This window comes from Hymenobacter coccineus, assembly GCF_001816125.1.
Classification (GTDB): domain Bacteria; phylum Bacteroidota; class Bacteroidia; order Cytophagales; family Hymenobacteraceae; genus Hymenobacter; species Hymenobacter coccineus.
In genome coordinates this window covers 15,496-28,707 of sequence record NZ_MDZA01000407.1, presented here as the reverse complement: position 1 = coordinate 28,707, position 13,212 = coordinate 15,496, and the positions used below count along the sequence as shown (strand labels likewise).

Here is a 13,212-nt window from a genome sequence, read left to right as displayed (position 1 = left end):
GGGGGCCCCCCGCAAGTAGCACCGCTTCGCTTGGCGGCTGGCCAAGCGGTGGGCCTAAGTAGTTACTGCTGTTACGCAGCGCTCAGTAGCGCGAACTTTGTAGTTCGCGTCTTTGCGCCATTAAGGCCAAGAAGGGCGTAGCGCGAACTACAAAGTTCGCGCTACGCCCTTCTTGGCCCCCAAACCAAAGCACTGCGTAACAGCAGGTAGCTAGCAATCGAATTTATCCATCGTTAAATGCAATAATACGCGCAATAAGGGGTGCTGAAACATTTTAGCTTTGCCGCTAAACTGCCTTGCCGATCCGTTGCCTGGGGCCCCAGGGCGGTGGAGATCAAAGCCCCATTTTATTAGCCTGATGCCTTTGCGCCACTTATTCACGTTGCTACTCCTGCTGGCAGGGGCCGTTTCTTCTTCGCCCGGCCACGCCGCGCCGCCCGCCAGTCGCGAGCATTTATTGATGGATTTTGGCTGGCGCTTTGCCTACGGCCACCCTTTCGACCCCAAGCAGGACTTTGGCAACGGCGTGGGCTACTTCTCCTACCTGGCCAAAACCGGCTACGGCGACGGGGCCGCCGCCGCGAACTTCGACGACCGTGCCTGGCGCCCGCTCGACCTGCCCCACGACTGGGCCGTGGAGCAGCCGTTTGACGAAAAGGCCAGCTTCAGCCACGGCTTCCGGGCCATCGGGCGGCCGTTCCCCAACGCCAGCGTGGGCTGGTACCGCAAGTCGTTCACGGTGCCGGCCAGCGACCTGGGCCGCCGCATCAGCCTCGATTTTGATGGGGTATTTCGCAACTCCATTGTGTGGGTGAACGGGCACTACTTGGGCACCGAGCCCAGCGGCTACCAGGGCTTCCAGTACGATATTTCCGACTACCTCCACTACGACGGCAAGCCCAACGTGATTGCTGTGCGCGTGGACGCCACGCTGGAAGAAGGCTGGTTTTACGAAGGTGCCGGCATCTACCGCCACGTGTGGCTGACCAAAACGGCCCCCGTGCACGTGGCCCCCAACGGCACGTTCGTGACCACGCAGGTGGCTGGCGACGCGGCCACCATCACGGCCCAGGCCACGCTCACCAACGGCAGCGCCACCGCTCAAACGGTTGACGTCGTGCAGGAAGTACTGGACGCTGCGGGCAAAACCGTGGCCACTGGCCCGGCCAGCCCGGTGCGCCTATCTGGGGCCGGGCAGCAGGAAGTGCGCGTGCGCGTGCCGGTGGCGGGGCCCCACTTGTGGTCGCTGGAGTCGCCCTACCTCTACACGCTGGTGACGCGCGTGCGGCAGGGCGGCCAGGTGGTGGACGAGTACCGCACGCGCTTCGGCGTGCGCACCATTCGCTTCGACGCCAACGAAGGCTTTTTCCTGAACGGGAAGCACCTGAAAATCACCGGCACCAACAACCACCAGGACCACGCCGGCGTGGGCACGGCCATGCCCGACGCCCTGCAAGACTGGCGCATTTTGCAGCTTAAGTCGTTCGGCTGTAATGCTTACCGCATGTCGCACAACCCGCCCACGCCCGAGCTGCTCGACGCCTGCGACCGGCTCGGCATGCTCGTCATCGACGAGAACCGGATGATGGGCAGCACCCAAACCAACTTGGGCGACTTGAAGCGCATGATCGTGCGCGACCGCAACCACCCGAGCGTCATCAGCTGGTCGATTGGCAACGAGGAATGGGCCATCGAGGGCAACGCGCTGGGGGCCCAAATCGGGGCCACCATGCAGGCCTTTGCCAAAACCGTGGACTCAACGCGGGCCATTACGGTAGCCGTGAGCGGGGGCTGGGGCCAGGGCACCTCCACGGCCATCGACGTGATGGGCTTCAACTACATCGGCCAGGGCGACACCGACGCCTACCACGCCAAATTTCCGGATAAGCCCAGCTGGGGCACCGAGGAGGGCTCGACCCACGCCACGCGCGGCATCTACTTCGTCGACAACGATAAACACTACAGCGCGGCCTACGACGAGAAGCCGAGCCCCAAGTTTTACAGCATCGAGGGCGGCTGGCAGCACTACGCCGCGCGGCCCTACCTGGCGGGTATGTTCATCTGGACGGGCTTCGACTACCGCGGCGAGCCCACGCCGTTCGGCTGGCCATCCATCACCTCGTACTTCGGCATGATGGACCTGTGCGGCTTCCCGAAGGACAACGTGTGGTACCTGAAATCGTGGTGGACCAACCAGACCACCCTGCACCTGCTGCCCCACTGGAACTGGCCCGGCCGCGAGGGCCAGCCCATCGCCGTGTGGGCCTACAGCAACTGCGACGAGGTGGAGCTGTTCCTCAACAAGAAGAGCCAGGGCCGCCAGAAAATGCCCAAAAACGGGCACCTCGAATGGCAGGTAACCTACGCGCCCGGCACGCTGGCGGCCGTGGGCTACCGCAACGGCAAGCAAATTGCCACCGACGTGGTGCGCACCGCCGCCGCGGCCGCCGCCATTCAGCTGCTGCCCAACAAGCCCGCCGTGCAGGCCACCCGCGAAGACCTGGCCATCGTCACGGTGCAGCTCACCGACAAGAACAAGCTGCCCGTACCGACGGCCAACCAGGAAATTACCTTCCGCCTCCAGGGCCCCGGCCGCATCATCGGCGTGGGCAACGGCGACCCCACGTCGCTGGAGCCCGACCGCTACATCGACAAAATCAGCGTCGTGCAAATCGAAAACCTGAAGGAGCGCGCCGCCAAAAGCATGGCCCAGGGCCCCGAAACCACGGCTGCTTTCGACGACGCTGGCTGGGGCCCCGCCTTCACGCCGCGCCAGTACGACGCTGCCCAACTCGTGCCCACGGCCAAGTACTACGTCACGCGGGGCAGCTTCGAGCTGCCGCCGACGCTGGCCGGCGCCACGGTCACGCTGTTCTACCAGCCCATCGGCCGCGAGCAAACCATTTACGTCAACGGCCGCGCCATTGCCCAAAACCTGACCGGCGAGCAGGCCGTCAAAAACGGCTTTGTGCTGGACGCGGCGCTGCTGAAGCCCGGCAAAAACAGCGTAGTGTTCGTGGCCACGCCCCTGGTCAAAAATAAGCCGTGGGACGTGCTCAACGCCCTGCCCGGCTCCATCCAGGTGCGCACTCCTGCGGCCGACTGGCAGCGCAAAACCTTCAACGGCCTGGCCCAGGTGCTGGTGCAAACCACCCAGGACGCGGGTGAAATCACGCTCACGGCTACCGCGCCCGGCCTTAAAACCAGCGTATTAAAGATTCGCTCAGCCGCCGCGCCCCAGCGACATTCCAATTAAGCTGTCCGTTAGCAGTTGCTCGTTAGCGAATTATGAATCAGCTAACCAACAACTGACAACGGGCAGGGGCCCCAGCGCCGGCTTACATGGATAGGGGCCCAGCGCCGGCTTATAGCGAGAGGGCGACGGTGCCTTATGAATCAGCTAACCAACAACTGACAACGGGCAGGGGCCCCAGCGCCGGTTTACATGGATAGGGGCCCAGCGCCGGCTTATAGCGAGAGGGCGACGGTGCCGGTGAGGTTGCCGTAGTTGGTAGCGGGTCCGCCGCTGCCGTTGCTCGGGAAGCGGGCATTTTTGGAGTTCAGCACCTTGCCTTCCAGACGCACCAGCACGTGCTTGCTGGGGGCGTAATCGACGTTGAGCGAGCCGCCGCGCACGAAGAAGTTGCGTTGCGCGGGCGTGGGGTCCAGGAAGCGCACCACCACGCCGTACTGGGCGTAGTAGTACTCGGCGCGGGCCGCCAGCCACCAGCGCGGGGCCAGCTGGTGGCGCGCAATCAGGGCCGCCGTGTGCCAGGGTGTAACCGGGGTGCCGGGCCGCCCGCGCTGCTGCCAGCCCACATCAAACAGCCCCAGCACCGACCAGCGGGCGTTGGGCGAGTAAGTGGCGTAGAAATCATGGAAAAACCGCGCCCGCGGCACCGAATCCTGCGGCTGCTCGTTGCCGTAAAATGTGCTCGAATTCAGTAGCCACTTATCCGAAGGCCGCCACTGCACCTGGGTGCCCACCGATTTTGCCCGGTTATTGTCGCGGATGTTCTGCCAGCCATTCAGCACCAGCCCCGTCACCGTTACCTTCGAGGAGGCCGCGTAGCTGAGCTTGGCCCCGGCCTCGTAGTAGGGCGAGCCCTCGGCGGCCAGCGAGTGGGTCACCGTCCAGTTATCCTTCGAGATGGCCGACTCGAAGCCGATGTGCGAGCCAAACACGCCCACGTCGAGCCAGGCCTTTTTGAACGGCCGGAAGCCCACCCAGGCCTCGTAGATGTTGCGCAGCAGCACTGGCTCGGCGGCGTAGTTGGCCTCGGGGTAGGTGCCGCCCTGCACGCCCAGGGCCCCGCGCACTTGCCCGTTGTCGTAGCGCAGGCCCACCAGGGCCTGGTTCACGGTAAACTCGTCCTGCCGATTGTGGGAGTAGAAAAACTCGGGTCGCTGGGTACTGTTAGGGTGCGGGAAATCGAACCCGTAGTATCCGTCGATGTAGCCGTACACGGTAATTTTGGCCGAATCGGCCGCGGCCGCCTCCTGCGCCGCCGCGGGCCGAACGGTCAGCCCCAGGGCCATTGCAACCAGTATAGGAGTAAAATTCTTCATAAAAAACAATTGATTTACAGGAGGTTAATTTCGCGCCACTCGTAGGGCCCTACCTGGGCCAGCTGGGGCTAAATGCCACCGGCAACGCAAGACGTGCGCCAGCCCAAAGTAATGAAAAGGGGGAGGGGAGGCCGAGCGGGAGCGGTGCGCAATGGCTTCTGGTAGCATGGGTTCCGGCAGGGCGTAGGGGCAATTCCGAACTGGCCCGGATGGGGCGGCGAATGGCCGGGGTGGTGCGGGCGCTGCCAGGAAGTACTTGTTCCACGAACTTGCACAAGAGTTAGAAACCCCATTTATGACATGACTCCCCAGGACCATACACGTAGTGCTTAAAAAGCCGTGCTTTAGTGGCCAGGCACGTAAAGCGGTGCCCGCGCCATATGTAAAGCCTTCTATAACTGGCTTATACTGGCAGAAGACGAGTATTCAGGCTGTGACGCGCTGTCGCTCCAGCAGGGCTAAACTACCTTGCCGCTACTCAAAAAATAGCAGTCGATGGCCGATTAAATGCGCAGCCACCTTACTAAAACACTACTTTGCCATCTATCAACCATGTCAGCTTTTGGTTAAAAGAGTGGCGCCTACCTTAGGGTCATGAAGCACTTTGCTGGATGGAAAAGTTGGCTACTGTGGAATTGCCTGCTGCTAAGCTGCTGGCAAGCTGGGCAAGTGAACGCCGCCCCCGCGCCGCACTATGTCATTGGCTTTTCGCAGTGCACCATGAACGATGCCTGGCGTCAGGCTATGCTAGCGGGCATGAAGAAGGAACTGAGCTTCTACCCCAACGTAGAGTTTCGCCTCAAGGATGCGCACGATAACAGCACGCTGCAACAGCAGCAACTGGGCGAATTTCTAAGGGAGAAGGTTGATTTACTGATTGTTTCGGCTAATGAAGCCGAGCCCATAACGCCCCTGGTAGAAGAAGCCTTTAACCGGGGCACCCCGGTGGTTATCCTCGACCGGCGCACTACCTCTAAACTTTACACGGCCTACGTGGGGGGCAATAATCAGGAGGTTGGCCAGGCGGCGGGCCGCTACATCGGCAGCCTGCTGCGGGGCAAAGGCGAGGTGCTGGAAGTGCTGGGCGCGGCGGGCTCTTCGCCGGCCCGCGACCGCCACCAGGGGCTGATGCGGGCGCTGGCGGCTTTTCCGGACGTGCGCGTAGTAGCCGAAGTGCAGGGCACCTGGCAGCGCCCTTCGGTGCTGGCCGCGCTGCCGGCCATGCTGCGGGCGCACCCCGCGGTGCGGCTGATTTTTGCCCACAACGACCGCATGGCGCTGGGGGCCTACCAGGTTTGCAAGCAGCTGGGCCTGGCCCAGCAGGTACGGGTGGTGGGGGTAGATGGGCTGGCCGGGCCGCAGGGTGGCCTGCAGCTGGTGCAGGATGGCATTATCGAAGCCACGCTGCTCTACTCGCCGGGGGGCGAGGAGGCCATTCGCACGGCGATGCACATCTTACAGCACGAGCCTTACGCGAAGGAAAACATGCTGAGCACCATGGTAATCGACTCGACCAACGTGCTGACCATGAGGATGCAGACCGAAAAGCTGGCTAGTCAGCAGCAGGATATTCAGCGGCAGCAGGAGCTGCTCCAAACGCAGCGCCACACTTTTGCCAGCCAGCAGCGCGGGCTCTACGTGCTGGGAGCGGCGCTGCTGGGGGCGGCGGTGCTGGGGCTGCTGGTGTGGCGGGCGCTGCGCGCCAATCGTCGCATTACCCGAACGTTAGCGCAGCAGAACAACGAAATCCGCTCGCAGCGCAACCAGATTCAGGAGCTGGCCGAGCAAGCGCGGGTGGAGACGGAAGCCAAGCTGCGTTTTTTTACCAACTTCTCGCACGAGCTGCGCACGCCGCTCACCCTCATTCTAGGGCCCCTGGAGGAAGTGCTCACCGATGGGCCCCCGCTGGCCCCCAGCCAGCGCCACGAGCTGAGCCTGGTGCGCCGCAACGCGCAGCGCCTGTTGCAGCTAGTAAATCAGCTCATGGATTTTCGCAAAATCGACGTGGGCAAAATGCCGGTGCGCGCCACGGAGGGCAACCTGGTGGCCTTCGTGCGCGAAATCATGGATGTATTTGAAAAAACCGCCCGGCAGCGCGGCGTCAGCCTGCGGTTTTTGCCAGCCGAGCCGGCGATATGGCTGTGGTTCGACGTGAATATTCTGGATAAGGTCTTCTTCAATCTGCTGGCTAATGCCTTGAAATTCACCCCCGAAAAGGGCCAGATTACGGTGAGCATCGAGCCGGTGCCGGCCTCGGGGCAGGTGCGGGTTAGCGTGGAGGACACCGGCCCGGGCATCAGTGCCCACGACCAGGCCCACGTTTTTGAGTGGTTTTATCAAGGGCAGGCGCCCGGTGGAAAAGGGTCGGGCATGGGGTTGGCGCTGGCCCTCGGCCTCACGCGGCTGCACCAAGGGCAGCTCACGTTTCGGAGCCAGCCAGGCCAGGGCAGCACATTTGCGGTCACGCTGCCGCTCACCCTGCCCGACGCGCTGCACTCGGCCGTGCCCGTGTCGATGCCCGTGGCGGCGGCCTTTACCCTGGATGAAGACCTGGCCGAGATGCTGCCCGACGCGGCCTTTGCCACCGGCGACACCAGCGCCGCCCTAGTGCTAGTCATTGAGGACAACCCGGAGGTCAACGACTTCCTGGCCCGCAAGCTGCGGCCCCACTTCCAGGTGCAAACGGCCCTCGACGCGGCCACCGGCCTGCGCCTAGCCGCCGACACCATTCCCGACCTGGTGGTGTGCGACGTGATGCTGCCCGACCGCAGCGGCCTCGAAGTGGTGAACCAGCTGAAGGGCGACTGGCGCACCTCCCACATTCCGGTGGTGCTGCTCACGGCGCGCTCGGCTCCCGAACAGCAGGTGGAGGGCGTGCAGGCGGGGGCCGACCTCTACCTCACCAAACCCTTCAACCCCGCGTTTTTACTCGAAAGCCTGCGCACGCTGCTCGGCAACCGCCAGCGCCAGCGCGAGCACTTCCGGCGCGAGCTCAGTACCGACACCGCCACGGTGCCGCCCCAGCAGCGGGTGGACCAGAAATTCCTGGCCGACCTCACGGCCATTGTGGAGGCCAACCTGGCGCGGCCCGAGCTGAGCGTCGACGACGTAGCGGGCAGCCTGGGCCTCTCGCGGGTGCAGCTCTACCGCAAGGTGAAGGCCGTGCTGGGCACCGGCGTCACCGACTTCATCCAGGGCCTGCGCCTCACCAAGAGCCGCCAGCTGCTGCTCGAAGAAGGCCTCACCATCGCGGAAGTAGCCTACCAGCTGGGCTACTCGTCGCCCGCTTATTTCTCCACCAGCTTCAAGGGGCGCTACCAGCTGTCGCCCTCCGAGTTTCGGGCCCTGCATAGCACGCCCACCACGTGAATCAAAAGTGAAAACAGGGTGTAAAAAGTGAAAGCGCGTCTTTATTTTGAAAGGCATTTTTATTATAAATACTTGATTATTATCAATTTGTATTTATCAAAGATATTGATTCAAACTCGAAAGGTTTAGAATCAATCGTGTAAGCTGCAAGAGGAAAAGATAGCGGAATTTTGAGCCGTAAAGCCACCGGGGCTGTTTTGCTCCATTCGTTTTGCCGGGTTGCCTGAGGCCGTTGCGCCGCAGTTGCTACCAGCCCGGCAAGCGAATCTAAGCAAGACAGATGGATGCCCTGGCCGGTACAGACGCACTCTTTTTCCCCACCCATTTTTCTTAGGCACTTATGCGTAAAAGCGTACTCCTGGCGCGGCGGCTTTGCCTGCCCACGCTACTAGCCACCGCGCCGCTGGCACTGGCCGCGCTCCCTACCACCGCCCTAGCAGCCCTGCCAAAAAACCCGGCCGGCGTGCTGGCTGACATTACCATTACGGGCCAGGTAAACGACGAAAAAGGGGCTAGCCTGCCCGGCGTAACGGTCGTGGTAAAAGGTACTACCAACGGCACCTCCACCGACGCGGACGGCAAGTTTACCCTCACTGCTTCCTCCACGGCCACGCTCGTACTCTCATCGGTGGGCTACGCGCCCCAGGAGGTAGCTGTGGCGGGCCACACCACCATTACCGTGCAGCTCAAGCCCACCACCCAGGACCTGAGCGAGGTGGTGGTGACCGGCTACCAAACCCAGAAGCGCGCCGACCTGACGGGCGCGGTGTCGGTAGTGAAGACGGACGAAGTGAAGGGCATGACCTCGAACAACGTGGTCAACAACCTGCAAGGGCGGGTGCCGGGCGTGCAGGTTACCACCGATGGCTCGCCGAGCGGCGCCAACGCGGCGGTGCGCATCCGGGGCTTTGGCACGCTGGGCAACAACGACCCGCTCTACGTGATTGACGGCATTCCGACCAAGACGGGTATCAACCAGCTCAACCAGAACGATATCGAGAGCATTCAGGTGCTGAAGGATGCCTCGGCGGCCAGCATCTACGGGTCGCGGGCCGGCAACGGCGTGATTATCATCACGACGCGCAAGGCTAAAAAGGGCGTGACGCGGGTGGATGTTTCCACCTTCTTGTCAGCCCAAACGCCGGGGCCGCACATCAAGATGCTCAATACCAACGACTACGGCCGCATCTACTGGCAGGCGGCGATAAACGATGGTACGACGCCCAACATCCCGTTCTACAGCTTTCAGTCGCACCAGGGCCCCAACGGGCAGCCGGTGCTCGACAACGTGGCGGTACCGGAGTTTCTGGATGCGGCCAAAACGCAGCGCACGGCCGATACTGATTGGTTTAAGGAAACCCAGCAGACGGCCGTTGTGCAGCAATACAACGTGAACGTGAGCAACGGCGGCGAGCACGGCGGCGTCCTGTTTTCGCTGAACTACTACAAGAACTCGGGCACGCTGAAGTTCACGGGCGCCGACCGCTGGACGGGCCGCCTCAACTCGGACTACTCGCTGCTGGGCGACCACCTCAAGATAGGCCAGAACATGACGGTGAGCAAGTTGCAGGAAGCGCAGTACGACCTGAACCTGATACGTGACCGCAGCAGCCAGCTGCTCAACATCGTGCCCGTGCGCACCGTGGACGGCGTAGGCTGGGGCGGCCCGGTCAACGGCATTGGCGACCGCGACAACCCCGTGCGCCTGCTCACCGACAACCAGCAGAACCGCTCGGACCTGTACCGCCTCTTTGGCAACGGGTTTGCCGATGCCGAAATTATCAAGGGGCTGCACTTGCGCACCAGCTTCGGCATTGATTACTCGCTCTATAAGTACAACGAGCTGTATAAAACCTTCACGGCCGGCTACCTCTCCAACGCCAACAATCGGGTTACCAACAACCAAAGCACCTTTGGCAACTGGGTGTGGCAGAACACCCTTAACTACGACCTGAGCCTGGGCGGCGGCAACCACACGCTGAGCGTGTTGGTGGGCAATGAGCGTATCAGCTACAACCAGGAGGCTTTCTACGCCTCGCGCACCAACTTCGCCAGCCAGGACCCCAACTACATCGTGCTTGACGCCGGCTCGGCCAACAAGGACAACGGCGGCTCGGCTAACTCCTACCGGCTAGCCTCCTATTTTGCCAAGGTCAACTACGCGTTTAAGGACCGCTACCTGCTTTCGGGCACGGTGCGCCGCGACGGCTCGTCGCGCTTCGGAGCTGATAACCAGTTCGGTATCTTCCCGGCGGTGTCGGGCGGCTGGCGTCTCAGCGAGGAGAACTTCCTGAAGAATAACGTGGCGTTTATTTCCGACCTGAAGCTGCGCGCCGGCTGGGGACAGACCGGCAACCAGGACATTGCCAGCTACGCCTCGCGGGCCATCTACCAGTCGAGCCTGGGTACGCTCGACCCCAACTTTGCCTACGACATCGGCACGGCCTACGACATCTACGGCAACGACACCAACCTGCTCTCGGGCTACCGCCGGGTGCAGCAGGCCAACCCCAACCTGAAGTGGGAAACCACCACCCAGATCAACGTCGGGGTTGACTTTGGGTTTTTGGGCAACAAGGTGACCGGCTCGGTCGACTACTTCGTCAAGAACAGCAGCGACATCCTCGTAAACCTGCCCTTCCTGGGCGTGGTGGGCGAGGGGGGCGACAAGTTCGTGAACGGCGCGTCCATCAAAAACTCGGGCTTGGAATTTCTGCTGGGCTACCAGAACACGCTGGCTAATGGCTTGACCTTCAACGTTACCGGCAACCTTTCAACGTATCGCAACAAGCTCACCTACCTGCCCGCCGAGGTCATTAACGCCTACGGCGGCAACGGCCAGGACGTGACGCGCCTCGGCCATTCCATCAATGCCATATATGGCTACGTGGCCGACGGGCTGTACCAGACGGCTGCCGAAGTGAGCGGGGGCCCCACCCAGGTGGGCGCGGCCCCCGGCCGCATCCGCTATAGGGACCTGAACGGCGACGGCAAAATTGACAACTTCGACCAGACCTGGATTTCGGAGGCCATCCCGGATTTCAACTACGGCCTCAACCTGGGCGCGTCGTGGAAAGGATTTGACGTGCAGGTGTTTCTGCAGGGCGTGCAGGGGCTTTATGCCTACAACAACGCAAAATTCCGCACCGATTTCTCGTCGCTGGCCTCGGGCGAAAATTGGGGGCAGCGCCTGCTTGATGCCTGGTCGCCCACCAACACGGGCTCTTCCATTCCGGCCCCAACCCTCGTCAACTCCAACAACGAAGGCCGCTCCTCGACCTACTTCGTCGAGAATGCTTCTTACCTGAAGCTGCGCAACTTCCAGCTGGGCTACAACCTGCCGACCGCCTTGGTGAGCAAAATCCGGCTGCAAAACGTGCGCATCTACGTGCAGGGTCAGAACCTGTTCACCGTCAAGAGCAAGCACTTTACCGGCCCCGACCCCGAGGTGACCAACTACCAGTATCCGGTTCCGCACGTGTTCACTACCGGCCTCAACGTCTCGTTTTAATTGATACGCTAGCGCTACTTCCCATGAAATTTTTCCAAACCGGCCTGCTGGCTTTCTCGCTGCTCACCCTTACTGTGAGCTGCAACGACAAAAGCTTTCTCAACGTGAACCCGACTGGCGCGCTCGACGACGCGCAGCTCAATACGACGGAAAATATTGAAAAACAAGTAATTGCCGCCTACTCGCAGCTGGGCAACGACATTTACTACGTGCCCTACACCTCCATGTGGCCCTATGGCAATGTGCGCGGTGGCGATGCCTACAAGGGCGGCGGCGGCACGGCCGACGTGGATGCGTTTCACTTCTACGAAACCTTCGTCTTCAACCGCGTCGATATCAGCAACACCGACGAGTTCTGGTACCGCATGTACCTGAGCATCTCGCGGGCCAACGACGCGCTACGCCGCCTCAACGCCATCGACGTGGCGGCCATGCCCAATAAGGCCGTGCGCCAGGGCGAGGTGCGCTTCCTACGCGGGCATTTCTACTTCTTGCTCAAGGAGATGTTCAAGCACGTGCCCTACATCGACGAAACCCTGCCTACCGACCAGTACCCGACTATCTCGAACGTGGCGCTGACCAACGATGCGCTCTGGAGCAAGGTGGCCGATGATTTTCGCTTTGCGGTGGCTAACCTACCCGATACCCAACCCGAAATCGGCCGCGCCAACAAGTCAGCCGCCCAGGCCTACCTAGCCAAATCGGTGCTTTACCAAGCTTACACCCAGAACGATAACAACGCTGTGACGGGCATCGACGCGGCTAAGCTGGCGGAGGTGAACTCGCTGTGCGATGCCGTTATCAGCTCGGGTAAGTATGCACTGCACAACGACTATGCCACCAACTTCCTCACGGCGGGCGACAACGGCGTGGAGTCGGTATTCGCCATCCAGTTCTCGCGCAACGATGGCACGCCGAAGGGCCGCACCGACCGGGGCAACGAGCTGAACTACCCCATGAACCCCGACTACGGCTGCTGCTCGTTTCACCAGCCCAGCCAAAACCTGATTAACGCCTTCAAAACGGATGCCAGCGGCCTGCCCCGCTTCACCGACTTCAACACGTCGGGCGACCTCGTGACGGCTGCTGATTTCCTCAGCACCACCGTGGACCCGCGCGTTGACCACACGGTGGCGGTGGTTGGGCACCCATTTAAGTACAATCCTACGTTCGTGTTCGACAACTCGTGGGTGCGAGTGCCGGGGGTGTACGGCTACAACCTCTCGATGAAGGAGAGCGTGCTGCCCACCGACCCGAGCTTCCAGAAAACGCCGCCCTTCATGAGCAGCTCGAAGAACTGGGCCATCATCCGCTACGCCGACGTGCTGCTTTGGAAGGCTGAGGCCCTCATTGAGCTGAACCGCTCGTCGGAGGCGCTGCCGCTCATGAACCAGATTCGCCAGCGCGCCCAAAACAGCACTGGCCTGCTCAAAACGGCCAGCGGCGCGCCTACTTCCAACTACAAAATTGGGCTTTACCCTACCGCGGGGTTCTCGCAATCCTACGCCCGCGAAGCCCTGCGCTTCGAGCGCCGGATGGAGTTTGCGATGGAAGGCTGCCGCTTTTTCGACCTGGTGCGCTGGGGCATCGCCGCCCCGTACCTAAATGCCTACTTCGACAAAGAAAAGAACCTGCGCCAATACCTGTCCACGGCCAAATTCACGGCTGGCCGCGACGAGTACATGCCCATTCCGCTCAACCAAATCAACTTCAGTCAGGGGCTGTACAAGCAAAACCAGGGGTGGTAAGCACCTAGCCGTCAG

At 61.8% G+C, this 13,212-nt stretch carries 5 protein-coding genes; 4 read left to right on the top strand and 1 reads right to left on the bottom strand.

All coding sequences use genetic code 11. The features are described from left to right. Positions 1–364: 364 nt before the first annotated feature. On the top strand, positions 365–3,256 hold the full coding sequence (gene galA / locus BEN49_RS18670) for a beta-galactosidase GalA (protein ID WP_204376163.1): 2,892 nt from the start codon (positions 365–367) through the stop codon (positions 3,254–3,256). A gap of 212 nt (positions 3,257–3,468) precedes the next feature. Here the strand turns inward: galA and BEN49_RS18665 are convergent, their stop codons facing one another. Next, positions 3,469–4,569 carry a porin gene (locus tag BEN49_RS18665; RefSeq protein ID WP_070745955.1) on the bottom strand — a complete coding sequence of 367 codons (1,101 nt, stop codon included), beginning with the start codon at positions 4,567–4,569 and terminating at the stop codon, positions 3,469–3,471. Positions 4,570–5,163: 594 nt separating this feature from the next. On the opposite strand from BEN49_RS18665, the gene BEN49_RS18660 reads away from it, so the two are divergent. The 3 genes from BEN49_RS18660 to BEN49_RS18650 all read left to right on the top strand — a co-directional run bounded on the left by BEN49_RS18660 (position 5,164) and on the right by BEN49_RS18650 (position 13,197). Next, positions 5,164–7,938 (top strand): hybrid sensor histidine kinase/response regulator transcription factor, encoded by a 2,775-nt coding sequence (locus tag BEN49_RS18660; RefSeq protein ID WP_083326239.1) that lies wholly within the window; start codon positions 5,164–5,166, stop codon positions 7,936–7,938. A 340-nt stretch (positions 7,939–8,278) separates the two neighbouring features. After that, on the top strand, positions 8,279–11,449 hold the full coding sequence (locus tag BEN49_RS18655; protein ID WP_083326238.1) for a SusC/RagA family TonB-linked outer membrane protein: 3,171 nt from the start codon (positions 8,279–8,281) through the stop codon (positions 11,447–11,449). A gap of 23 nt (positions 11,450–11,472) precedes the next feature. Then, entirely contained in the window at positions 11,473–13,197 is a 1,725-nt protein-coding gene (locus BEN49_RS18650) for a RagB/SusD family nutrient uptake outer membrane protein (RefSeq protein ID WP_070745954.1), read from the top strand. The last annotated feature ends 15 nt before the right edge of the window (positions 13,198–13,212 follow it).